This window comes from Novacetimonas hansenii JCM 7643 (assembly GCF_000964405.1).
In the GTDB taxonomy this organism is placed as follows: Bacteria; Pseudomonadota; Alphaproteobacteria; order Acetobacterales; family Acetobacteraceae; genus Novacetimonas; species Novacetimonas hansenii.
Map to the genome: position 1 here is coordinate 1 of NZ_BANE01000152.1, position 898 is coordinate 898.

Genomic DNA, 898 nt, shown 5'->3' on the forward strand with positions numbered 1-898 from the left:
TTTTTCTAAAAAGCTTCGAAAGACGCCGCCTTTCTGAAAAAAGGCGGCACCCAAAAACTTTTTTATCAATGACCTGTTTTCAAACACTCTCTCAGGGCGTGCTGACAGGCAAGCGCCACCCAAACCCTGTATGGGCCTGCCCCGGTGCTGGTCAAACAGCCGCCCCCCGGCATGGCGGGTGAGGGGGGCGGGCGGTGATGTCGTGCCTATTTCGAGGCGGGGAAGGCGAACATCGCGGGATGGTTGAACAGGCTGCCGGTGATGGCGGCATACAGGATCGTCTTGCCATCAATGCTTTCGGGGCCACCGCCGATATTGAGCCATGTCAGGGTCTCTTTCGGGCTGTTGTCCGTGGTTTCGAAACGCAGGCCGTAAATCGTCGTGGCGTCGAAAAGGACGACAAGCTGGTGATTGGCGCAATCATGCTGTTTGCAGGCCAACAGAACGGTATAGGGCTTGCCCCCCATGGTGACGGGCACGGCCTCGGACTGGGTTGCGCTGTTCAGCCAGCCCGGCTTTGGCGTCTTGCCAAACATCGTGTCGAACCGCTTTGTCCAGGCGGGATCATGCAGGTATGTCGTCAGTGTCACCGGGTCCGCCGCGGCGTGGGCCAGGGGGCACGCCATGACGCAAACCAGCAGTGCGCCCGCCAGTATTGTGGCTAATTTCATATGGACCTTCCTCAATGCTGTGCCAAAACTGGCTGCATAAGGACCATAACGCGTGTTCCGTGAAAAAACCGCCAATGCCCGGTGTAAAAGTTTCGGGGGATGCCGTTTTCACAACCACGCCCGCAACGCGGCGCCGATATCAGGGACTTTGAGGATGTTTGAACCGTTAGCCTCGATAACGCACTGAAATCATAAAAGTTTTTGGTGAAGCTTTTTCCAAAAAGCTT

3 protein-coding genes are annotated in these 898 nt (G+C 56.3%); 1 reads left to right on the forward strand and 2 read right to left on the reverse strand.

The features are described 5' to 3' along the window. A partial coding sequence (locus B7G66_RS18405) for a hypothetical protein (RefSeq protein ID WP_206778191.1) occupies positions 1-182 on the forward strand: 182 nt, incomplete at its 5' end. Between the two features lie 24 nt (positions 183-206). Here the strand turns inward: B7G66_RS18405 and B7G66_RS10865 are convergent. Together B7G66_RS10865 and B7G66_RS18410 are read right to left on the reverse strand one after the other, a co-directional pair. Next, entirely contained in the window at positions 207-671 is a 465-nt protein-coding gene (locus tag B7G66_RS10865; protein ID WP_003621691.1) for an Ivy family c-type lysozyme inhibitor, read from the reverse strand. Positions 672-682: 11 nt separating this feature from the next. Beyond that, a partial coding sequence (locus B7G66_RS18410; protein WP_206778192.1) for a hypothetical protein occupies positions 683-898 on the reverse strand: 216 nt, incomplete at its 5' end.

What these genes read in the sequence shown, in the direction of transcription:
- B7G66_RS10865 (WP_003621691.1), bottom strand. Translation starts at nt 671, where the DNA reads ATGAAATTAGCCACAATACTGGCGGGCGCACTGCTGGTTTGCGTCATG.